The organism is Sulfurimonas sp. HSL3-2, from assembly GCF_039645965.1.
Classification (GTDB): domain Bacteria; phylum Campylobacterota; class Campylobacteria; order Campylobacterales; family Sulfurimonadaceae; genus Hydrocurvibacter; species Hydrocurvibacter mobilis.
On record NZ_CP147917.1, the window covers coordinates 1318641 to 1342586 of the forward strand.

Sequence of the window (23946 nt, forward strand, 5' to 3'; positions counted from 1 at the left end):
TTCTCTTCTTTTACAAAGGCTCGATAACAAACAGCATCTTGCCTGCTTGAATATTTTCGCCTTCATGACAAAGGACCTGTGTGATCTTTCCGTGCTCAGGTGCTTCGATATCGACTTCCATCTTCATCGATTCCGCGATCGCAAGAACTTCACCCTCTTCTACCACATCACCGAGCTTACACATCACTTTCCACAGGCTTCCCTGAACAGGAGACTCGACTGCCTCGGCATTCTCACCGATCTCGATATGCTCCATATTCTGTTTTTCAACATCTGCGCTCTCAGTCCTGAAGTTAGCAAGACCCGTGCGTTCCCACATCTGGCGCTCCTCTTCAAAAGCGTCCTGCTGTGTCTTTTTAAATGTCTGGATCGAATCGTCGTTTTGCTCTAAGAACTCTTTATACGCTTTAAGACTGAACGTCGTTTCCTCGATTTTGAGGTTAAAACGCCCTCTTGGAAAATCTTCACGCATCTGATGAAGTTCGTCTGAGCTGACCTCATAGAACTTGATCTGATCAAAGAAATTTAAAAGCCATGGTTTACCCGCACTAAAATCTTTTGTCTGACGGTAACGGTTCCACATCTGTACCGTACGTCCGACGAACTGGTAACCTCCAGGTCCTTCCATACCGTAGACACACATGTATGCCCCGCCGATTCCTACGGCGTTTTCCGGCGTCCATGTACGTGCAGGATTATATTTTGTCGTTACAAGACGGTGACGAGGGTCAAGCGGTGTCGCAACAGGAGCACCAAGATAGACATCTCCAAGCCCCATTACAAGATAGTTTGCTCCAAAGACGATCTTTTTGACCTCTTCTATGCTACCCAGTCCATTGATACGTCTGATGAACTCGATGTTGCTAGGACACCACGGTGCATCAGGACGGACAGTTCTCATATACTTGTCGATCGCTATACGTGTCGACTCATCATCCCATGAAAGCGGTAGATGCACGATACGTGCAGGGACCTCGATATCATCGACTGAAGGAAGTGTGAGCTCTATCTCTTTTAATCTCTCGATGAGTGCCGCACGGTCACATACTCTAGGTTCGAAATGGATCTGTAAAGAGCGGATGCCCGGTGTTATATCCGTAACACCTTCTATATCTGCCTCTTTCAATGCTTCCATCAATACATGCACGCGAAAACGCAAACTGATATCGAGTTCCATCTCACCGTATTCGACTAGAAGATTGCTGTCACCCGATTGACGAACGACGATAGCAGGAAGATCTTTTTCCCCCTCATCGCTGTAAAGGATAGGCGAACCTATCGGCTTAGGTGCTAAGAAAACTGCTTCATCATAGCTTTTGAGTCCATTGATTGCATCATCTTGTGCTTTGATCATCTCTTGCGCTGTCTCATGTTCCACAGGAACGAATTTCACTCTGTCGCCCGCACGAAGCTGACCCATTTTCCACAGTTCCGCATTGATTATCGTCACCGGGCACACAAAACCACCAAGGCTCGGACCGTCAGGTCCAAGGATCACAGGCATATCTCCCGTAAAGTCCACTGCACCGATAGCATATGCGTTATCATGAATGTTTGAAGGGTGAAGTCCCGCCTCGCCTCCAGATGTTCTCGCCCACTCAGGTTTTGGACCGATGAGACGGATACCCGTTCTGTTTGAGTTGTAATGGATCTCCCACTCAGTCTCAAAGAATGTCTTGATGTCGTTATCGGTAAAAAAGTCAGGAGCACCGTGAGGTCCGTAAAGTACCCCTATCTCCCAACTGTTCTTAAACTCTTTGTGAGGGATCACCACTTTGTCTGCCGCTTCACCTTTTATGAGACTGCCGATATGCAGTACGTCACCCGATATTAACGTACGTCCTGCATGCCCGCCGAACTGTCCGAGTGTAAACGTCGAACGGCTTCCCAGATACTCAGGCACATCAAAACCGCCGCGAACCGCAAGGTATGTTCTAAACCCTTGTGCATGGACTTTTTTAAGTTTAAGCGTACTGCCTGCTTTCACATGTACGGCTTCGTTCATAGCGATCGTCTCGCCCTCTAGGGAAGCATCTATCTTTGCACCGCATAGAGCGATAACAGTATCTGAATTAAAACGAAGTGTCGGTCCTGCAATAGCGATCTCTAAGCCCGCAGCCGCTTCATCATTTCCTACGATGCGGTTGGCATAACGGAAACTGAAGTTGTCAAATGGCCCTGAAGGCGGTACACCGATATCCCAAAACCCTGTACGTCCCGGGAAATCCTGTACAGTCGTCTGCGTACCCGGACGAAGAACATCTATACTGCTTGTAGAAAACTCAAAACTGTTCAGATATTTTGTCGTCTGCTGTGCGTTTTTAAACACTTCCGATTTTACGATAGCACCCAGATAACGCAGGTTTGTCTCTATACCGTCTATTGCCGTGTTGTCTATCGCCTCGGCTATCTTTACAAGTGCTTCCTTGCGGTCATCTGCTTTGATGATAAGTTTTGCGATCATCGGATCGTAAAATGCAGAGACATTAAGTCCCGTCTCGATGAATGTGTCGCATCTGATACCCTCTGCAAACTTCACATTAGTCAGTACGCCTGAACTCGGCTGAAAGTTTTTAGACGGGTCTTCTGCATAGATACGTACCTGTATAGAGTGCCCTTTTGGTGCATGGACATACTCGTAAAGTGCCGGATTTTCTCCATACGCCTGAGTGATCATCCACTCGACAAGATCGACACCAGTGACCTCTTCGGTGATACCGTGTTCGACCTGAAGGCGTGTGTTTACTTCAAGAAAATAGAACTCGTCAGTAGTCGTGTCATAGACAAACTCTACCGTTCCGGCTGAAAGATAAGCCACAGATGATGTAAGAGCGACAGCCGCTGCATACAACGCTTCTCTGGTCTCATCCGATATTCCCGGAGCAGGAGTCTCTTCGATCACTTTTTGGTTACGGCGCTGAACGGAACAGTCTCTGTCACCCAAAGCTGCTATGAAGCCTTTACCGTCTCCAAATACCTGTACTTCGATATGGCGAGCTAATGCGACATATTTTTCTAAGAACATCCCTCCGTCTGAGAAGTTATTCTCACTCAGACGTTTAACCGACTCATATGCACTGCATAGTTCAGTTTCATCATAACACAGCTGCATACCGATACCGCCGCCGCCAGCCGTACTTTTTAGCATAACCGGATAACCGATACGTGTCGCCTCTTTTTTTGCTTCTTCAAGGTCTGCAAGGATTGAAGAACCAGGTAGGAGGGGAACATTGTTTTGCTCAGCGAGTGCACGTGCCGTATGTTTAAGACCAAACTGCTTCATATGTTCCGTACTCGGCCCGATAAATCTGATGCCCGCTGTTTCACACTCCTGTGCGAACGCTGCATTTTCACTTAAAAAACCATATCCGGGATGGATCGCCTCTGCACCGCTCTCTTTAGCGACCTCAAGGATCTTTTTCGTATCTAGATAACTCTCACTTGCAACGCCGTGACCTATGAAATATGCCTCATCGGCAAGGCTTACATGTAATGAATCTGCATCTGCAGCCGTATAAACAGCGACAGAGCTGATACCCATCTTTCTTAGAGTACGTATAACACGGCAAGCTATCTCACCACGATTGGCAATTAGTACTTTTGTAAACATTTTTTGTCCTTAGAATTATGTTTGCGGGCCGTCCCGATTATTTACATCTCACAAGTCGTCTTGTGAGACGGAGAAGATAGGCTTTCTCAGGCCTTATGAAAAAAACTTTGGAAAACAGTTTTTTGACTCAAAATATTTCATATCATGGTTGGGCCAGATCTCTGCACCCGTCCGATATGCAAGCTCTTTGAGCTTACGTATGCTTTCTATCGCCATCGCTTCGTTATCCTGCCAACACAGCCCCGGTGCGATCTCTTTTTCAAGGTTCTCGCTCAGGTCTGCGGCATCACCGGCAAGCAGGATCGGTTTTCCTTTTGGGAGTTCTATTAACATAGACATATGTCCTGCCGTATGACCCGGCGTCTCTATCGCACGGACACCATCAATAAGGTCATACTCTTTATCATAGATACGCCAGTTGATCGGACAGTCCAGATCTTCTGCAAAATATGCTTCATCTGCCAGCGCTCTGGCCGCTTCAAGCTCTTTTTTATGCACATGCACCTCTGCATGACACATCTCGCAAACTCCGCCCGCATGATCAAAATGCAGATGGCCGCAAAAGACCACATCCACATCCTCTTTTAAAAGACCAAGCTCGGCGAGTCTGTTTGGCAGACGCTGTTCTTCACTCATCTGAGGAGGTCCGAAAGGAAATCCTTCATGTTCGTAGAAGGCTTTTCGTTTTTTCTCATCTGCGATCTTATTATAATCACACCCCACATCGTAAAGAATACGTCCGTTAGACGTCTCTATCAGATACGCCAGTATCGGTGCATCTATGATGATACCTTTACCGTGACCGCGGGTAGAAAGTGTCTTCTCATAACGATGTGTCCCGGTCAAGATAGGCCAAAATTTTTTTACTTGTGTCATCTCTGTTCTTTTTATAAAAGATTATGCATCCCAGACGATCATCTGAATAGGCGTCGGATTGTATGCATTACACGGATTGTTGAGCTGCGGACAGTTTGATACCAGTACCAAAGTGTCCATCTCTGCTTTCATCTCCACATAATCACCCGGCTTTGAGATACCGTCTACGATCGCCAAGTGACCGTTTTCCTCGACTGGTACGTTCATAAAGAAGTTGATGTTGTTTGTTAGATCACGCGGATCCATCTCCAACTCACCTATCTCATAAAGGTAGTTGTCTCTACAGCTGTGCATATATTTTTTATCATGACCGAAACGTACCGTATTGCTCTCAGCACTACAGTGACCGCCTAAAGTATCGTGGTTCCCGCATGTGTCTTCTGTGATCTCCATCATAATGTTATCATCACTAGAGATAAGTTTCGTGCCTTTTGTTACAAAGATACTGCCTTGTTCTCTTACCGTATCGGTAGCAGAGTAACGCTCTTCATGATCATTTGCATTATAAAAAAGCGTATCGACGGCCTGACATCCTTCAAGATCGACGATGCGAAGTGTCTGGCCTTTTTTTACGACATAAGACCATGGCACGCCTGCCGCTATTTTTTCATTATAAATTGCATTTGAAATATCTTTTTTCATCTTCTTCTCCTTAAGCAAAGTATCTTGCATTGTTTTCAAAGCCGCGTTTAGCTTGAGGTGTAAAGTTCATACAAAAGTCATCTGCCGTGACCGGTTCTGCATTATAGATAGTCAACTGGACCGGACTCGGATCATACTCACCTGACTCCATGACATGCGGCGTGTTTGAGAGTACTAAAAGGACGTTCATCTCGGCACGAAGTTCTATGTAGCTTCCCGGCATCGGACGTTTTGGTGAAAGTTCAAGCTTACTGCCCTCTTTTACGTCTACTTTTCTAAACAGGTTCAGACAAGGAATGATGTCACGTTTACCCATACCGTATTTTCCAAGTTCTACAAGAAAGTTTTCTCTGTCACTTTTGTAATAACGGTTACGGATATCGTTGAAACTTCCCTTTCCGAAGTTCTTTTCGACTATGCGAGGATTACTCATCCCGGCGATCGCATCAAAAAGACCGTCAGTCGTATCTTCAGTGATCGAAAACAGGATATGTCCCAATTCCGAATAAAGTACTTTTCCTTTCCCGAAGAATGCGTTGTACTGTATCTTTACCGTATCAGCAGAGTTAAAACGTTCTGCGATATTGTCGGCATTGTAAAAAAGTGCAGAGAGTGAGCCAAGCCCGTCTTCTGTGCTTATACGTATTTTTTGACCGCGTTTAATGATCTTTGACCATTTTCCGCCTCCCGGAAGAACTTCATCAAGAACGATAGATTCGGGTTTTAAATTTATATGTTCAGTTATCATAATTATTAGTTTCCTTTTTTCTAGATTTATCAACTTTTGTTAAAATTGCCCCTTTTTCATTGCCTACCGGAATATCGTAGGTAATGCGGGCACCGTAAGCATTCGGCGCTTGCTCGTCATATCTCACCTTGTCAAAGACAAGCAGACGGCTTCCCAGATAGAAACTCTCATGCAGGTCATGGGTGACCATGATGACTGTCAGATTGTTCTTCTTCCAGAGATCCAGGATCAGCTGATGCATATCTGCACGTATCCCCGGATCAAGTGCCCCGAAAGGTTCATCCAGCAACAGAATCTTCGGTTTGATTACCAAAGACTGTGCAATGGAAAGACGTTGCTGCATCCCGCCTGAAAGTTCACTCGGATACTTATGAGCTGCATCGCCAAGACCGACAGATTCGAGCATCTGCATCGCTTTTGCTTTTGCTTCTTTACGTTTTTTTCCAAAAAGTCTTCCAAAAAATTTAGACTCTTTTAATTCCATAGACAACAGTACGTTTCCAAGTACACTCAAGTGTTCAAAGACGGAATAACGCTGAAATACGATCCCTCTTTCAATACTAGGCTCATCCGGAAACGGTTTACCGTCAAGTAAAAAAGTTCCTCTTGTCGGTGTTTCCTGCCCAAGCAGCATCTTTAAAAAAGTCGTCTTACCGCAGCCCGAAGGTCCTACCAGTGTACAAAACTCACCCTCTTCTATATTAAGGTTCAGCTTTTCCAAAACGACATTGTCTCCATACTCTTTCCAGAGATTTTTTATGGTTATAAGACTCATGCGTTATCCTTTCCTGCGCTGTACCAAGGAAAAAGCTTATATGTCAGCTTTTTCAGTAGATAATCAAACAGGAATGCAAGGAATGTGATCCATGCAACATACGGCAAAATTACATCCATAGACATATAACGGCGTACCAAAAAGATACGGTATCCAAGCCCTTCTGTCGCAGAGATCGCTTCAGCAGAGATAAGGAATATCCATGCTGTTCCAAGCGTCAGACGCACCGAATCAAGAAGCCTAGGAAAGATCTGAGGCAATATGACACGGACCACGATACTCCATGAAGAACCGCCTAAGGTCTGAGCTTTTATAAGCTGCTCAGCCGGTATCTCAGCCACACGCTGCTGCAGATCACGCACGATAAGCGGTGTGACACCGATAACGATAAGAGCGACTTTTGCTATCTCACCCATACCAAAAACTATGAACAGTATGGGTAGTATCGCCATAGGCGGCACCATAGAAAAGGCCGCGACAAACGGTGAAAAACCTGCTCTTACAAAGGGAATAAATCCTAAAGGAATACCGATAAGCATTGCCAAGACAGCACTTATGAGGATTCCGAGCCCAAGACGATGAAGTGAAGCAGATGTATCTTCTATGAAAAGAATCTCACCTGTACGCTTACTCGGTGTTAAAGCCATTCTATCGATAGCTTCTGAAAAGCTTGCCATTGAAGGCAGAAGCTTATCATTTGGGTTCTCTGCGAGACGCAGGTCGGATGCCACGATATAGAACATTCCGGCAATAAAGAACGGCAATAATCCTAGAAAAAAGGCCGTTACTTTTGACGGCCTAAGGTTCATAAATCGTTTCATAGGAGTACCTTACAGTTTCCCTTCAGCAGCCATCTTTACATAAGTATCAATGAAACGAAGTTTAATGTTTTTTGGATCACCGAATGTTTTACCGTTTGGAAATTCCATACCGATAAATCCTGCATCCGGTGCACCTTCACCTAAAAGACCGTGATTAAATGAGAACTCGCTCACTTTTTTCATTGTGTTTGGCAATGCACTACTGTCTGCAAACTCTACCGCTTCTTTTGGATCATAGAACATCTTTGTAGATTTTAGCTGGCTTTTATAACCCGCAAGGTCCGTACCTGATGCTTCAGCCATAAATGTAAGAGCTTTTGTATCGCCTTTTTTCATTAATGCCATTACTTCAAACCATGCTCCGGTCAATGCTTTAGCAAGTTTTGGATTATCTTTAAGCGTTTCAGTATTAAGAACTAACATATCGATGATCTCACCCGGGATTTTGCTTGAATCAAAAACAAGATTTGCATCTTTTTTTGTCATGATCTCGCTCAATTGAGGATTCCATGGAACTAATGCAGTTACATCGTTAGAAGAGTAAGCTGCTACGATGTCGGCATCTGAAGTGTTTACTACTTTTACATCACGCTCACTAAGACCGACAGTCTCTAACCCGCGTGCTAAAAGATAATGTGAAACAGAAAGTTCGACAAGGTTAACGTTCTGGCCTTTGATATCAGCTAAGTTCTTTTTGCCTTTAAGGATGATACCGTCGTTTCCGTTTGAAAAGTCACCCATAATAAGTGCCGTTGAGTCAACACCGCCGGCAGCAGGAATCGTCAATGCATCCATATTTGTCATAAGACAACCGTCAAATTTACCTGCCGTATACTGGTTGATAGATTCAATATAGTCATTGACCTGTACAAGATCGATTTGGATTCCGTATTTTTTAGCCCATTTATCGACAATGCCTTTTTGCTGAGCGTAATCCCACGGCATCCAACCGACATAGATAGTCCAAGAGACTGTAAACTTGTCTTTTACTTCTGCCATAAGTGATGATGCACTTAGACCCATGACCAATGTTGCGGCAACTAAGAGTTTTGATGTGGATTGAAAGATATTTTTCATTTGAGACTCCTGAATAGGTTTAATTAAAACACGGCAAGAGGTTGTAACCTCCCGGGCTTTTATCCCTCCGTGTAACCTCCTATTCAAGAGGTCGACAACTCTCGGACCTGACACAGAATATTCTGCCGGAACCCTAGTCGTCTGTTATTGCATTAGAGGTCTTTCAACCTCATGTCATGTTTTATACAGATAATTGTACCAGAAGAAATTATCTCGATAATTAAGTTACTGATTAAATTTTAATCAAAAAGGAAAAATAAAGATATAAAATAGAACAATGCACTGTTTTTTAGAAGATTTTATGTATTAAGTTAAGATAGGAACTCCCTTTTCTAAAAAAAAAGGGAGTTGGTTTATAGCATTTAAATTAGAAGTTGTAAGTAAGATATACTTGAAATGAAGTCAGATCTTCATTATCTCCAATTGATGTTCCACCTTTATAACCGAATGAATCATGAATAAGAGCAACAGTAGAATCCAATGGGCCAAAAGACTTACTTGCAGTAAATGCAATTTCATCTACACTGTTATTAGTCCCTGCTGTGATCCCTTTAGGAGCAATATCACATGTATAGTATCCTAAGAAAAAGTCAATATCAGCAAGAGTTGTCTCTGCAGAAACAGCGAGTGTATCAGCACCTGTTTGGCTTACAGTACCGTACCACCACCACATCTCAGTATAAAGTTGAGACGCAGCACCTGCTGCCTGACCACGTGTTGCCAAGTTTGCAACGCCAAGTGTTCCTTCATCGTCTACAGAAGAGTATGCAACTTTAAGTGTTCCGACATCTTTCATCGAATAACCAAGCATAACGCCATAAGCAGAATCATTTTTAGCACCAGTTGCATCAGAGTCAATATTTACATATTGTGCACCGGCAAGAACACCGTCCATATCTAAATCAGCTTGTAGCCAATATGCTTTTGCAACACGAGTTACATCGTAGTACCATGCTTTTGCCGTTAACGGTGCAAAAGAGTTATTGATCACACCTACTGCATACGCACCATCTGTTGCGAATGTATTGAATTTTCCATTGACAGAAGTAACATTTCCGATATTAAGACTGCTATTGACATCATCACCTGTGCCGTTTGATGTACCGATCCATGCACCGATTACTTGAGTATCAGGAATATCTTCGTTTATTACTACTGCTGCTTCAAAAGTATTTGTAGTAATATTCCATGTCTCAGTAAATGCAAGTGGCGTATCAAGTGATTGACGTCCTACTTTTGCAGTAGTCTTACCGAAAGTTCCTGCGATCCATGCTTCAGAGAAAAATGATGCATCCTCTACTTGAGCACCATAAGAACTACCATTAGCAGTTGCAGTGTGAGCACCAGACCATACACCAGATACAAGGTTGTTTTCTAAGCCAAGTGTAGAAACTCCCTGAAATGTTGCACCGGCAGAAACACCTTCTGTAAGATCAGCTGTTGCCCCTAGAGTTAATCCTGCATCAGCATAACTTGCATCTTTATGGAACATATCCGCATTTGATACACCTTTAGTATTTACAGCATCACTACCATAAAAAAGACTTGCCGTCCCGTTTACTTTTACATTATCGATAGCATATACATTTGCCCCTAATAGTAGCGCTGCCGCCAAACTCATTTTTGCTAATTTCATACTGTCTCCTGGACTAAATTAATTTTAAAACACGGCAAGAGGTTTTTAGTCTCCCGGGCTTTTATCCCTCCGTGTAACCTTTTATTTAAGGTCGATAACTCTCGGTCCAGTCACAAATACTTTGCCGGAACCCTAGTAATCTATTAATGTTATAAGATTTTACAACCTCATAGCTCAAGTCATGTTTTATCACAAGGATTATATATAACGTAGATGATAAATAATACATATTAATGATTAAATTTTAATCATATTGTAAATTTATATCTAAATTTAAAATTTAACAGGATTTACAATAAACTATATATAGTAAATAAGAAGTTTAGATAAATGAAAGGTACAGTTGTTTGTCTACAACGCAATCTTTATAGGATAACGCTGTAGGTAAGGAGATGAAAAAGGGGCTTACCTGACTGACATAACAGTGCCCTATTGAATGATAACGAAAAGTAGTGTTGCATTAACACGAAAAAAATTATGACATTTTTTTTAAAAATAGCCGCAAGCATAATGATTAAATTTTAATCAATTTTATATTTATAATGCTTATTCTTAATACAATCAAGTATATTGGTGAAATAACGTATAATAGAACAGTAAATGATTTAAAGAAGTGGGAGTGAAAGTATTATCGTATTATTATCTGTCTAATCAAGATTATAGTATATGATCAGGATTATATTTAACAAAAACATAACAGTAAAAGCAGTTCTATAAAAGAGTAACGGAGAACGTTCTATAATAGAACTGTTTTTTGGAAAGAAAGGCTTAACATTTTGAGGGAACTGCAGTTCATACATCATCTCGGAATAATGCTGATATCTTCTCTCAGGCTCTATAGCGATAGCACGAAGTACAACACTGTCAAGCCAAGCCGGAATATTTTTATTGTAAATACTCGGTTTTTTGGCTTCTTTAAATATCGGATTTGAGAAAGGTTCTATCTCTCCATAGGGATATTTTTTTGTCAATGCCATATAAAGTGTTACCCCTATAGCAAAAATCTCCGTTGTCTCACTTATAGCCTCATCTTTGAATCTTTGAGGAGAAAGATAGCTCGGCGTTCCGGCTCTTGAACTTGTCGAAAATATCTCAGTGATACTTCCGAAATCTATCATCTGAAAGCCCAGCTCACTGCCGTTTACTACGACCATGATGTTTTCAGGCTTGATATCACCGTGTACAAGATCATATTTTAAAAGATACTGTGACATATCTAAAAGCATCTTTGAAAGCTTTATGGCATCGTCTATACTGATATTTTTTACGGAGATATGGCTTTTAAGGTCTTCACCCTCAAGAAACTGCATTATATAGTAGCGGTATGTTCTCTTTTTTGGGATGACCGCTTTAGGAAAAAACTCCGATCGTAACCTCTTTGCATTCCACGCTTCCTTTACAAAAAGATCTAAAAACATCTCGTTATCGACAGCCTCAAGAGGAGGAAACTTTATGACATACTGTTTGGATTTTTTTGAACATATCCAAGTTCTGTCGTTTTGGATAAGAGACCTCTCTAATATATATCCGTCTATATCCTGACCTTTTTTCAGACTTTGCGGGATCAAAAGCTCCTGCTGTTTTAGTATCTCAAACTCATCTGCTTGTATTATGTCCAAGACTACGGCTGTCGTATCATCGGGAAGATGGTGCTGAGTGATCTTGCTCGCCTTTTTTACCAGACCGTGTGCACCAAATAGTATGCCGCTTTCCAAGCGGCTTGTCTCCATTATATTATAAAGGCCGTCACTGCACAACAGTATCTTGTCATCTTCTTGAATGATGTTCTCAAAATAGTAAGGTTCTGCCTCCTCTTCTATGCCTATCGCTTTTGTAAGTACATTTTCATACCCTTTTTCCTGCATAACATGGTCTTGTGAAAGCTGATTGATGCGCTTGTCCCGGTAAAGATAAATACGGCTGTCGCCTACATTGGCTCCATAGAGACGGTTTCCCTCTATGACCACTAAAGCCAGAGTCGTGACAAGTTCCGGGCGTTCATACTGGATGATCGATTCTTTATAAAGGATGGAATTGATGGATTTTATAAATGTAATGATAGATTTTTCGATGCTCCAGCTCTTTGGACGCATCTTGAAGTTGTTTATGAGATAGGAAGTGACCCTTGAAGCAGCCTGAGCTCCTTCTGCGGCACTTCCTACTCCGTCACAGACGATCGCTACAGTAAGATCGCCTATGGTCTTTATATCATAAAAGTCATCACCGACGAGTTCTTTACCTTTAGCAAGTGTAAATCCTGAACTTTTTATGTTGGTCGATGACATCTTTTTCCTTGTATTATATTCTACCGCCGGCTGTTACGCCCCATGTAGTTCTCCATCTTGTCTTGACAAGACTGATGCCGCTTAAAGCGATGACTACCACTGCTGCAAATATCATAAAACCTGCAGCGTAACCGTCAAACGCTCCTTTGCTCCAGCCAAGAGTCTTGATGAGTGCCGTACCGCCAAGTCCGCCTGCAGCACCTATTATACCTGTCATTATACCAATATCTTTACCGAATCTCTGAGGGACAAGTTGAAAAACGGCACCGTTTGCCATTCCAAGATTTGCCATGATCAAAAACAGGACTAATATAGCGACATAAAACGGCAACACAATATAAGCATTTATCATAGCCATAAGTGCGACAGTTCCGAAGAACAGATAAAGCGACTTGATACCGCCCATCTTGTCTGCGATCGCTCCGCCTACCGGACGCAGTACCGCACCTGCAAATATACATAAAGCTCCAAAATATCCCGCGACCACTTTGACATTTCCCTCATCTAAAAAGTCAAGACCGAATGCACTCATATCAGCCTGATACGTGTTCATAAGATAAACTTTCATGTACCCTGCAAACCCGACAAAACCGCCGAAACTCACTGCATAAAAAAGGTTGAACCACCAAGTGTCTTTGTCTTTTAAAAGTTTAAGATAATCTCCAAGTTTTTTAGGACGAGGCGTATATACTTCCGCAGGTGCATCTTTTGCCATAAACATATATGCGATAAAGATGATGGTAGAAAGAACGCCGCCGACAAGAAAAACAGCTTCCCATCCCCAAAGTTCAGCGATCTTCGGAGCAAAGAGGAAGTCTATGACAACACCGATGTTGCCGGCTCCGGCAATCCCTAAAACGACTCCTTGAAGTTTTGGAGGATACCATTGACCTGCTTGCGGCAGTGCCACGGCAAAAGAAGCACCTGCAAAACCAAGACCGAATGCAACAAGCAGAAGTTCATTATAAGTGATACCTACACCTCTAAAATATGCATAAAAAAGCACACCGATGACAACTGCCTGAGAGACAAGAGCTGTCGTTTTCGCTCCAAACTTATCGACACCAAAACCAAGAAGGATCCTTAAAAGTGCTCCTGCCAAGATAGGGATAGATAACAAAGTCGCTTTTTGTGAAGCACTCATGATAAATCCGCCAAGCGCTAACGCTTCACTTATCTCTGTTGAAAGTGGCCCTAACATAGTCCACACCATAAAACTAAAATCAAAATACAAAAATGCTGCCATAAGTGTCGGCCAGTGTCCTTGTCCTTTTAATGCTTTAAATCCTGCCATTTTGTTTTCCTTAAACTTAATTTTTCATTAACATTGTTCGAACATCAAAATTATAACACTATAAAAACCCTAAATTACCCAGTCTATTGTTTAAAATTTATACAACTTAATATTAATTTTACATTAAATTGATGTTACAATTTTCCAACTAGATAAGTTAGTTGAGAGGAAAAACATGACGACTTTACCTATTATATTACATAATAAGAAGATATTGCTTCTTGGTGCTTCAAATGTTGCACTTCAAAAAGCGCTGGTATTACATAGAAACAAGATCGAATTTGAAGTGATAGCAAAAGAGATCGATGAAAGAATAAAAGAGTTTACACAAAAGCTTACATGTAAAGAGTTTGAGCCAAGCGATGTGGCAGACTATGAGATAGTCGTCGATGCGACGGGAGATAAAAAAGTCTCCGATATGCTGCTAAAGATAAAAAAAGAAAAAAATATCCTTATAAATATAGTAGATATCCCCGAACTTTGCGATTTTTTCTTTGCTTCGCTTTTAGAGTACGGCGACTTGAAGATCGCGGTTAGCTCAGGCGGAGCTTCTCCTACCATCACACAAGTAGTGCGCGACAAGATAAAAGAGATCGTTCCAAAAGAGATAGCGCTTCTCACAGAGGAGAAACGCGTCGAGAGAGAAAACGGCATCATCAATAAAGAGGATGCAAGACTCAAAACTAAACAACTTCTCTCCAAAGTATATCTTGTCGGATGCGGAACGGGTGATGTGGAGCTTCTGACACTCAAAGCATACAGGATCATCCAGAGCGTGGACGTCGTCTTTATAGACCACCTCATAGCAGATGAGATCATCGACATTATCCCTAAAGAAACAAAACGTGTCTTTGTAGGAAAACAAAAAGGGTTTCACTCCGTCAAGCAGGAGGAGATTAACAGACTTCTTTTAGAGTATGCACAAGAGGGCTATACGATAGCAAGACTTAAAAGCGGTGACCCGTATATCTTCGGACGCGGAAGCGAAGAGGCTATCTCTATGGTCGAAAACGGCATAAGAGTAGAAGTGATACCGGGTATCTCTTCAGCGATCGCAGGACCTCTTCTATCAGGCATCGCCCCTACTGCAAGAGGGTATGCTACAAACCTATCCATCGTATCGGCGCACCTGGCAGGCAATAGAGTCAACCTTGAATGGATACCGCTCTTAAAATATGAGAACCATACTGTCGTAGTGCTAATGGGAGTATCACGTGCAAAAGAGATAAAAAAATGTGCGGCAAACATTGGTGTAAGTATGGACAAAGATGTAGCGATCATCTCAAATGCATCTAGAGTAGATCAGAGTGTGGCTATCGGAAAGTTAAGTAAGTTAGAGGAGTTGTGCAAAGACGCTATGCGTCCTGCACTCATAGTTTTCGGCGATGTGGTTAATCTGCACAATGTATTACCTAAATATGGAGAATAAAAATGGAAATGTTACAAAAAGCATATGAAGCAAGAAGTAAAAAAATAAACAAGATAGAGGAGATCAAACAACTAAAAAAACCGATGGATGTCTTTGCTAAACTGGATGACTATGCTAAAGGCGGTTACGATTCCATCCCGGATGAAGACAAAAAGTACTTTTTAAAATGTTTCGGACTCTTTGACAAAAACGACCTTACTCCTAAACAGTTCATGATGCGTGTGCGCATTCCCGGAGGTCATCTAAACTCTGCTCAGGCAAAAGTCTTGGGAGAGGTCGCACGCGACTTTGGACAAGACTACATAGATATCACCACAAGAGCGCAGATCGAGCTTCGTTATCTTAATATCGAAAATATCCCAACGCTAATAAAAAGACTTCAAGAAGTCGGCATCGACTCCTATCAGACGGGTGTGGACAACTTTAGAAACATCGTAAACGATCCGCTGGACAAGTATGCATTTGACAATGTCCTGCCCTCTCAAGACCTTTTAGTAAAGATACAAAGCAAGTTTTTACATGATCCAAAATGGATAAGCGCTCTTCCAAGAAAGTTCAATACGGCCATATCGGGTTCACTTTCAAACAGATGCAACGTTTTTGGTCATGACTGCTGTTTTATACTCGCGCAAAAAGAGGGTGTGTACGGTTACAACATGTATCTTGGCGGAAAAGTCGGTGAAATCGCTAAAAGTGCAGACATATTTTTATCTTCTCATGAGGAAGTTCTCCAAGCTTATGCGTCGATCATCGATCTCTTTAAAAGATTCGGCTTCAGAGACAACAGAAACAAGAACAGACTCCACTTTCTTATCCAAGAGGTCGGGATGAATGAGATCTCTGCTGCCATACGTCAAAATGCCGGTGTCGATTTTGCGACAGCGGGCGAGACAATGACGAGTCTTGATTTTACCGATGCAGACCACGGAAAAGTACAGCTGCGAGACGGCAGTTTTGGTTTACATGTAGTCGTACCTTCGGGGATATTCAGCGGAAGCGATCTCCTACATGTAAGTCTTCTGAGCCAAAAGTACGGAAACGGCGAGATAAGATTCAGTGTTGAGCAAAATCTGTATATCTTGGGTGTCAAAGATGTAGATGCGCTTTTAAAAGAGGAGTTTTTTAACAAATACAAAAACATCAATACGCCCTATTTTAACAATCTTATCGCATGTGCCGGGACAAAACATTGCGCATTCGGCGTCATAGAAAACAAAGAGGATGCCATCAATATGGCGGACTACCTCAGCACTAATGTTCCACTAGAGTCTGGACGCGTGAGGATGTACTGGTCGGCTTGTGTCAAAGGATGCGGGCTTCACGGACTTGGGGACATTGGATTTGAGGGGTGTAAAGCAAAAGTCAACGGCGTGACAGAAGACGGTGTTCATATCAGTCTTGGCGGAAAACTTGTGAGTGAAGGGGTCGAGGGCTACACAGTCATCAAAGGGGCACCGCTGAGATATGCACACCTCTTTGTCGAGAGTCTGATGCTGGAGTATAAAAAACTCCGCATAAAGAATGAACCGTTTGAAAAGTTTCACGACAGAGTCCTGACACTCTACACTTCGGCATATATCGGTTTTTTCATGCAGTTAAAAGCCTATCTTAAAGCAAAGAACATTGAGCTTGAGCTCGATATTGACAGGATTACAAATACAGGGAAGAACGAGGAGTTCGAGCTTTTTGAACTCGGAAGAAGACTCTACTACCTCTTAACAAAGCAGGAACCCTATTTATCATATGAGAGATTTACAAATGCAAATCCACGGGAAAAACTTGAAGATATTAGAAAACTCTGTTCACAAGTAGATGAGAATCTTGCACAGATTATAGAAAGAATGATAGGGAATGAAAACAGAGCGCTTGTCTTTTCGGAACTATTGGCGTTTATAGAACTAAGCAGTGAAAGCTAAATCGGAGTTCCGATTTAGCACTACAACCTACTGCAGATTTTTCTTGATCTCCGCTATAAACTCATGGATATCATCATAAAGTGCTTGCAGATCCTCCTCATGTTCCACCTCATCGGCCAGTATCTGAGAGACCATGTCATAAGTGACGATATCTTTGTCTTTTGTGATATCCGCGATCTCTGAATAGATGCCGATAGCACACTGCTCACCCTTGATCGCCTGTTGTAAGATCGGCAGTACATTAGCATCAGTCGGTGCATCGTATCCGCAGTTTGTATGGGTGAACCACTCTTTTGGACTAAGCAGTGGTGTTCCTCCAAGCTGGATAATACGGTCGCATAACATCGTTGCATGACGAAGTTCATCCGCTGCATGCTGCGTCAGTTCAGTAATAGCTGCATCTTTCATGATTCCCTGAATGACTTTACTTTCCGTAAAATATTGATAGTATGCCAGCCACTCATCGGCGTAGGCTTTATTTAAAAGACGTGTAACGGTATCAGCCTCGATCCCTTTAAGTATCGATATTCCTCTCTTTGCCATGTTGAACTCCTTTTTTAATACAGATGTTCTCTTTTGAAGTACTCTTGAGGCACTTTACATAATGGACATGCTTTTGGCGGTTTTTTGCCTCTGTGGACATGCCCGCATACTTCGCATACCCAATACTCATCCTCATCACTGCTAAAAAAGCCCTCCTCTTCAAGGGCACGTTTAAGCTCGCCGTATTCGCGTTCATGCTCGACTTCCACTTTTGCGATCGCTTTTAACAGACGGGCAATATCTTTATGACCTTCTGCTTCAGCTATCTCCGCAAAGTTCGGGTACATCTGAGTGTGTTCATAGTTTTCACCCGCCATCGCCATATCAAGGTTTTTTAGGGTCTCATGCATCTCTATACCGTACATCAGTTTATTGTAAGCCTCATACTCGGCTTTTGCATGATACTTTTCATTCATAGCAGACTCGGCAAAATGGTCGGCTATGGCGTGCCATCCCGCTTCGCGTGCAAGTTCTCCGAAAAACTCGTATTTGTTACGAGCCTGACTCTCTCCTGCAAACGCTTTCATCAGGTTTACTGCAGTTAAATCTGTAGTCGTACACTCCATGGGCTGCTGACAACAGGTAAGCTTACCGCCGCCTACATGCTGGACCTCTACTTCGTTTCCACAGACATTGCACTTATATGTCTCATACTGCCTCATATATTGCACTCCTTCAAATTTGATATGCTATGAGTATAGAGCAGTTGTTCTTAAAAGAAAATAATTATCCTTTATAGCTTCTCAATTTTAACTGCACTGTGATTGTAATCAGGTTCCAGCGATTCACTGTCATACAAGTCATTAGTCAGATAGTTTATCTCTCTGTTACTTATAGGGATAAAGATGTTTTTTTCATTGATATCCTCCGTCACAAGAGCTTTAGTGACAAGCTCTCCTCTTTTTGAGATCACTTTTATACTGTCTCCATCTTTTATATCCAGCTTCTGTGCATCAAGCGGATTTATCTCACAAAAGTTTAGTTCTTTGTACTTTAACAAAGTCGTGGGGAGGTTCGTCTTTGTCCCGCTGTGCCACTGGTCACGTGTACGTCCCGTCAAAAGGATAAACGGATACTCCAATGATGTTTTCTCGCTTAAAAGCCTGTTTTCCACGAAGTAAAGATTTCCTTTTTTATCAGGTGTCAGGAACTCTTTTATGTTTTGTCCCCAGATAAACGCACTGTTATACATCTCGTCATAATCGGCTTTATGAATATCCATATAACCGTTAAGCTTTGTCATCTCCTGATACTCTTTAAAGATCTCTTTTGGAGTTTTAAAATTAAAAGCCTCTTTATATCCCAACTCTCTTGCTATGAGCTGAAATATCTCCCAGTCGGGCTTAGAGTCGATTGACTGACGGGTTATCCTTTCCTGTCTTGTTATCGTCCTGTCCAGATTTGTCTGCGTCCCCTCCTTTTCTCCCCATGGAGATGCAGGAAGTCTTACATGTGCAAACTTTGAACTTTCAGAGTTCTCATAAGCGTTGATCTCCACGACAAAAGGGATCTTCTTGATCAATTCCTCCATCTTGTTTCTGTTTGGCAGATGGTAGACCGGGTCCGTATGACAGATGATGAGTACGTCAAGATTCGCTTCTAGCATCTGTGTCGCAGTAAGTCCTGCGTGTGAAGCGACATTTTCGCTATTCCAGAACTTCGAGACTTTTTTGACGCTCTCTTTGTCAAATCCGAGATGCACGGCAAGCATCGTAGAGAGTCCTCCTACCTCACGTCCGCCCATCGCATTTGGCTGACCCGTAAGACTGAGCGGTCCGTTGCCCTCTGTAAATATCTTTCCGGTAAGCAGATGCGTATTAATTAGTGCCACGTTCTTGTCTACACCCTGAACTGACTGGTTAAGTCCCATAGTCCATGCTGTTATGATATTTTGACTGTTTTTATATAGCTCGAAGAACTCGTCAAACTGCTCTTGTGTGAGTCCAGTTCTTTTTATCATCTTGGTAGTCGGTACTCTTTTGAACTTGTTTTTTAAGAGTTCAAAATTGTTTACATGACCTTCTACAAACTCTTTGTCATAGAGTTCTTCATCTATAAGGCGCTTTGAGATCAGATTGAAAAAGTCGATGTCTCCCCCTGCTTTAATGGGCAGGTACAAGTCGGCTATCTTTGCGGTCTCGGTGTTTCTCGGATCGATGACCACCACTTTTAGACCATCTTTTTTTGCTTTTTTGATCTGATTATGAAACACTACGTGAGCTTCGGCAGTGTTGGCTCCGGCTAAGATGAGCAGGTCTGATTTAAAAATATCATCCATTCTAAGAGGGACAAAATCTGCTCCTATCGTCTTTTTGTATGCTACTACCGCACTCGACATACATGTACGGCTGTTGGTATCGACATTTGGCGTGCCTATGAAACCTTTTCCGAGTTTGTTTGCTATATAGTAGTCCTCCGTTAAAAGCTGACCAGAGAGATAAAACCCTATCTTCTCTTTTGTACTCTCTTGTATCTTCCTAGCTATAAGTGCTATGGCATCTTCCCATTTCACTGTCGTAAACTCTTCATCTATACTGTTTCTATATACGGGTCTTAAAAGTCTTGTGTCGGTTTGTATGCTTACAAGCTCAGACACACCCTTTGAACACACCTTGCCAAAGTTTGTAGGATAAGTAACATCGCCTATCAAATTTTTTTCATCATATTCCAAACCGCATCCAACACCGCAATATCCGCAAACAGACTTAATCATTCATAACCTCTATATAATACATTTTCAAAATTGTAACATAATTAATGTAAAATTAAGAAATAAAATGATTAAAATTTAAACATATTTCCATAGTTATCGCTATTGTTATCAGATACAATTTTGGTGTAAAAAGTATTTTATGTAACTTTAAGAAAAATTAAATTGAGGAAAACAGATGAAAAGATTGTTGCTATCAATGGCTGCCATGCCATTAATATTAGGCGGATTATCTATGGATGCAAATGCAGAAGATGGATTTAATATACTGAGTGATGTGAAGTTCTCGGGCGAGATACGCCCGCGTTATGAGTATGCGGATATAAAAGATAATGCAAAAGATGCTGCCAATGCATTTACTGCACGTACCTCTTTGGGAATCAATGCAAAGCTTTTGGAGGTTGAGGGGTTATCTGCGTATCTCGAAGGTACATCTGTCAACAACTTCGGTTACGACAACTACAACAGTACGGCAAATGCCAAAACTCAGTATGACATCATAGTAGACCCTCAGCAAGCCCGTATGACTCAAGCTTATATAGACTATAAACTAGATAAGACACTTGTACGTGCAGGCCGTCAGGATGTAAATATTGACAATCAAAGATTCATAGGTACCGTCAACTGGCGCCAGATGAAACAGACATACGATGCTATCACCGTTGTAGACCACAGTATTGAGAATCTCTCGCTTTTAGGAGCATATGTCTACGGCTACCAGAGTGTCAAAGACCTTCCAACCACTGATACCGCCTCAGTCTTGTTACATGCTTCATACAAAGTGATGGATGAACTTACCGTAACGGCATATGACTATATGCTCGCTTCAATCAGTGATACTTACGGCGTAGCACTGACAGGAAATATAAATGTAGATGATGCGAAACTGACTTACCGTGCAGAGTATGCAAAACAGACTGATCCCTCACTAGAGTACCAGATCAAAAACGTAAAAGCCGATGCGCAGTATTACAATCTGGACTTGGGTGCAAATATTTCAGGAGTATTGGCAGGTGTGAACTACGAATCACTCGGCAAAGCACAAGGCAGTGCGACAAGAGGGTTTTGGACTCCGCTTGCGACTTTACATGCGTTTAACGGATGGGCAGACGTGTTTTTAGGAAGTACGAACAATGCAGGTCTAAATGATGCCAATGCACGTCTTGGATACACAGAAAAAGGTTTTGGAAAACTTCTTGCCGTATACCATAAGTTCGATGCACAGACAGGTTCAAACAAAGACCTCGGCTCTGAGATAGATGTTATGTACAGCAATGCCGTTTTTGGCATTAAAAACCTCAAAGGACTTGTAAAATATGCGGGCTACTTTAAAGGCGATACGGGCAACGATAAAGATGTAGCATGGCTTATGCTTGACTACACATTTGCTACGAAGTAGACAGAGTTTTACTCTGATCTACCGCCATTTGCAGAGAGAAAACTGTTTCGTAGAAGATTTTTGATAGTTTTTATATTATTAGCTGTGAATACAAAACTCTCATCCATCAGTTTTGTTATGTGGTAGACCTCAGTGACGGTAATGCCAAACGGGTCTTTTTTCTCGATGCTCATCACACCGTCGTCGTTAAATGATATATAGTCAAGTTTCTTTCTGCTGTGCTGGATATAGTAGGTAAGAACTATCTCATCGGAATGTTTCTTCTCTAATGCTACAACCACTTTCGTGTCGTTTGGAATATCAACGATCTTTTTAAACTCTGAAGGTTCCATATATCCAAGATAGATCTTAGTATAGAGGTCATGATATCTTTGAGTAAGCGGGTCTAATAAAAACTTCATATTGATAAGATGATTTTTATTTGAGCGCAGGGATTTTGTAATCCAAGCCATGGTGTTGTAATACCGAAACGGAAATACTCTTAGACTCTCAGCTTCAACAAGCTTTTTACTGTTCATCACCTTCTTGGGTTTTCTGACGTAAGCTTTTTTATTTCTAAGATATTCCAGGACTTTTTTAGCTGAGAAAGGCTTTGTTATCCATACTTTACAGTAGTCGGGAAGCTGTTTGACTCCACCGACACCGTCATTTAAAATTATAAGTGATTTTATCTCGTAATCGGGAAAAATCGTCTCTAAAAGCGCTTTTTTCTTACGAAGTCTTTTCTTGAGTTTTAAAACAGATTTGACAAGCGTCATCTCAACGAAGTACAGCTCTTTTTTTGTAAAAATAAGTGCATCAAACTCACCTATCTCTCTACTTTTCGTACGATAAACTATCTGGGATTTTTCACTTATGGAAAGAGTGTTTGCATATGCCTTGTCTCTACTTTGATGATGCCCTTTTAAGATGAATTTTTCTACTTCATCCTGTACTTGGACGTAAGCCAGGAGCTTTTCATACATGTAGTTTTCAAAGACTTCACCCTCAAACGAACGGTATGAACTTAGAAATCTATTATCATCTTCAGGGACACCCTCTTTGATTAAAGAGAGCAGATGCCTTATATTGTAGTCATAATAAAGAACGTTATCGTCAATATCATCTTCTTGCAGCTCTATTATCGATTCTGTTGCTTCAAGCATTACTCTCCCTATTATCTTGCAACGATCTCATTCTCCAAGAAGAACTTATCTATTACATCTCTGTATTCATTTATATCGTTTATGCGGTTTACCTGATCGCGAAGAGCAGATGCTCCCTGATACCCTTTAGAGTATGTGTGTGTATGCTTTCTGAACATACTGACTCCGTGAGCACCGTAAAACTCTATCATCTTATCGAAATGTTCCATGATGATCTCATGCTTCAAAAGCCTGTCGATATCAGAAGAACCTGTTTTTAACTGGTGAAATATCCACGGTGCACCGACAGCACCGCGTCCTATCATCACACCGTTAGCTCCCGTGTGTTCTAAAACCCATTGAGCTTTTTCGTAAGAATCGATATCTCCGTTTGCGATAACGGGAATGCTGACAGTTTCTTTTATCTCACGTATAGCGTCATAGTCCACTTCGGCTTTGAACTTTCCTGCACGTGTACGACCGTGAACCGCTAAAAAATCAGCTCCGCTGTCTTCGACGATCTTTGCTATATCGATATGGTTTTTCTTCTCATATCCAAGACGTATCTTCACGCTCGTCATGGATTTATTTGAAGTATCTTTTATCGTTCGTATAATATCACCCATAAGAGGAAGGTTCAAAAGCAGTGAACTACCGCTTCCGTGCCCTACGACTTTTGGAACGGGACAGCCGCAGTTCAGGTCTATAATATCTATCCCTGTCTGCTCATTTAAGACTTCGACCGCTTCTTTTATGATGTCTGCCTGTGCACCTGCGATCTGCACAGAGTATGGGTCTTCATTCTCATTTTTTTCAAGCATCTGCAGAGTCTTTTTTGATCCGTGAGCCAAAGCGTTTGAACTTATCATCTCACTCACTGTCAGATCTGCACCGAATTTTTTTACGACACTTCTAAAAGGAAGGTCCGTATATCCGGCAAGAGGAGCTAATACATATATAGGTTTATCAAATGATAATTTATTTTGCATATAAAATTTTCCAGATTGTTTTTATAGAATTTTATCTAAAAAGTGATTTCTATTATATAAATAGCTGCTATG

General features: G+C 41.8%; 18 protein-coding genes and 2 riboswitches. Of the genes, 3 read left to right on the top strand and 15 right to left on the bottom strand.

All coding sequences use genetic code 11. The annotated features are described in order from the left end of the window. Positions 1-10 precede the first annotated feature (10 nt). The 10 genes from uca to WCX87_RS06640 all read right to left on the bottom strand — a co-directional run bounded on the left by uca (position 11) and on the right by WCX87_RS06640 (position 13764). A complete protein-coding gene (gene uca, locus WCX87_RS06595) occupies positions 11-3610 on the bottom strand; it encodes an urea carboxylase (RefSeq protein ID WP_345978648.1) in 3600 nt (1199 codons plus the stop codon). 93 nt (positions 3611-3703) lie between these two features. Beyond that, entirely contained in the window at positions 3704-4486 is a 783-nt protein-coding gene (locus WCX87_RS06600; RefSeq protein ID WP_345978649.1) for an N-acyl homoserine lactonase family protein, read from the bottom strand. Between the two features lie 21 nt (positions 4487-4507). Further along, positions 4508-5128 carry an urea amidolyase associated protein UAAP2 gene (locus WCX87_RS06605; protein ID WP_345978650.1) on the bottom strand — a complete coding sequence of 207 codons (621 nt, stop codon included), beginning with the start codon at positions 5126-5128 and terminating at the stop codon, positions 4508-4510. A 10-nt stretch (positions 5129-5138) separates the two neighbouring features. Continuing rightward, complete coding sequence (locus WCX87_RS06610; protein WP_345978651.1) at positions 5139-5876, bottom strand: urea amidolyase associated protein UAAP1; 738 nt, start codon at positions 5874-5876, stop codon at positions 5139-5141. Beyond that, positions 5866-6651: an ABC transporter ATP-binding protein gene (locus tag WCX87_RS06615; protein WP_345978652.1), complete on the bottom strand. Its 786-nt coding sequence runs from the start codon at positions 6649-6651 to the stop codon at positions 5866-5868. Before WCX87_RS06615 ends, WCX87_RS06610 begins: the two co-directional genes overlap by 11 nt. Beyond that, entirely contained in the window at positions 6648-7472 is an 825-nt protein-coding gene (locus WCX87_RS06620) for an ABC transporter permease subunit (protein ID WP_345978653.1), read from the bottom strand. Before WCX87_RS06620 ends, WCX87_RS06615 begins: the two co-directional genes overlap by 4 nt. 9 nt (positions 7473-7481) lie before the next feature. Continuing rightward, positions 7482-8549, bottom strand: a complete 1068-nt coding sequence (locus WCX87_RS06625) for a putative urea ABC transporter substrate-binding protein (protein WP_345978654.1) — start codon at positions 8547-8549, stop codon at positions 7482-7484. 46 nt (positions 8550-8595) lie between these two features. Then, a riboswitch (guanidine-I (ykkC/yxkD leader) is annotated at positions 8596-8697 on the bottom strand. A 219-nt stretch (positions 8698-8916) separates the two neighbouring features. Further along, positions 8917-10185 (bottom strand): hypothetical protein, encoded by a 1269-nt coding sequence (locus WCX87_RS06630; protein WP_345978655.1) that lies wholly within the window; start codon positions 10183-10185, stop codon positions 8917-8919. A 48-nt stretch (positions 10186-10233) separates the two neighbouring features. Continuing rightward, positions 10234-10332: riboswitch (guanidine-I (ykkC/yxkD leader) on the bottom strand. A 500-nt stretch (positions 10333-10832) separates the two neighbouring features. Then, complete coding sequence (locus tag WCX87_RS06635; RefSeq protein ID WP_345978656.1) at positions 10833-12470, bottom strand: protein phosphatase 2C domain-containing protein; 1638 nt, start codon at positions 12468-12470, stop codon at positions 10833-10835. A gap of 13 nt (positions 12471-12483) precedes the next feature. Continuing rightward, entirely contained in the window at positions 12484-13764 is a 1281-nt protein-coding gene (locus WCX87_RS06640) for an MFS transporter (RefSeq protein ID WP_345978658.1), read from the bottom strand. A 175-nt stretch (positions 13765-13939) separates the two neighbouring features. On the opposite strand from WCX87_RS06640, the gene cobA reads away from it, so the two are divergent. Further along, a complete protein-coding gene (gene cobA, locus WCX87_RS06645) occupies positions 13940-15193 on the top strand; it encodes a uroporphyrinogen-III C-methyltransferase (protein WP_345978659.1) in 1254 nt (417 codons plus the stop codon). A gap of 2 nt (positions 15194-15195) precedes the next feature. Further along, a complete protein-coding gene (locus WCX87_RS06650; RefSeq protein WP_345978661.1) occupies positions 15196-17109 on the top strand; it encodes a ferredoxin--nitrite reductase in 1914 nt (637 codons plus the stop codon). A 27-nt stretch (positions 17110-17136) separates the two neighbouring features. Here WCX87_RS06650 and WCX87_RS06655 read toward each other — a convergent pair whose 3' ends face one another. The 3 genes from WCX87_RS06655 to WCX87_RS06665 all read right to left on the bottom strand — a co-directional run bounded on the left by WCX87_RS06655 (position 17137) and on the right by WCX87_RS06665 (position 20365). Beyond that, positions 17137-17652 (bottom strand): ferritin-like domain-containing protein, encoded by a 516-nt coding sequence (locus tag WCX87_RS06655; protein ID WP_345978663.1) that lies wholly within the window; start codon positions 17650-17652, stop codon positions 17137-17139. Positions 17653-17666: 14 nt separating this feature from the next. Continuing rightward, positions 17667-18314 carry a ferritin family protein gene (locus WCX87_RS06660; protein WP_345978664.1) on the bottom strand — a complete coding sequence of 216 codons (648 nt, stop codon included), beginning with the start codon at positions 18312-18314 and terminating at the stop codon, positions 17667-17669. Positions 18315-18385: 71 nt separating this feature from the next. Further along, positions 18386-20365 (bottom strand): molybdopterin oxidoreductase family protein, encoded by a 1980-nt coding sequence (locus WCX87_RS06665; protein ID WP_345978666.1) that lies wholly within the window; start codon positions 20363-20365, stop codon positions 18386-18388. Positions 20366-20540: 175 nt separating this feature from the next. Here WCX87_RS06665 and WCX87_RS06670 point away from each other — a divergent pair, with 175 nt between their 5' ends. Further along, the gene (locus WCX87_RS06670; RefSeq protein ID WP_345978667.1) at positions 20541-21761 is read left to right on the top strand and encodes an alginate export family protein; all 1221 of its coding nucleotides are present in this window, start codon (positions 20541-20543) and stop codon (positions 21759-21761) included. A gap of 8 nt (positions 21762-21769) precedes the next feature. Here WCX87_RS06670 and WCX87_RS06675 read toward each other — a convergent pair whose 3' ends face one another. Both WCX87_RS06675 and dusB read right to left on the bottom strand, forming a co-directional pair. Continuing rightward, entirely contained in the window at positions 21770-22906 is a 1137-nt protein-coding gene (locus WCX87_RS06675; protein ID WP_345978669.1) for a hypothetical protein, read from the bottom strand. A gap of 11 nt (positions 22907-22917) precedes the next feature. Continuing rightward, positions 22918-23874 (bottom strand): tRNA dihydrouridine synthase DusB, encoded by a 957-nt coding sequence (gene dusB, locus WCX87_RS06680; protein ID WP_345978671.1) that lies wholly within the window; start codon positions 23872-23874, stop codon positions 22918-22920. Positions 23875-23946 lie beyond the last annotated feature (72 nt).